General features: G+C 57.8%; 1 protein-coding gene. It reads right to left on the reverse strand.

Annotated elements, in window-relative coordinates; genetic code table 11:
• The coding region (locus BM607_RS21700; RefSeq protein ID WP_249269626.1) for an Ig-like domain-containing protein at nucleotides 1-223 on the reverse strand (223 nt) is incomplete at both ends.

Here is a 223-nt window from a genome sequence, read left to right on the forward strand (position 1 = left end):
TCGGCCAAGGTGGTGCCGGTTAAGTCGATGCTCCAGTTACCGCTGGCATCAATCACCAAGCCGTTGGCAGTGGTGTAGACCACGCCATTGATGGTGACGGCCAAGGTGCTGTTGTCACCCAAATCGACCGTGCCGTTGAACACTAAGGTGTTGTCGTTGGTGATGAAGTCGCTGCCCGAGGCGCCGGTGTCATCGGTAATGCTGGTGATCGCCACGGTGTTGC

Source organism: Shewanella sp. SACH (genome assembly GCF_001887095.2).
GTDB classification, from domain to species: Bacteria; Pseudomonadota; Gammaproteobacteria; order Enterobacterales; family Shewanellaceae; genus Shewanella; species Shewanella baltica.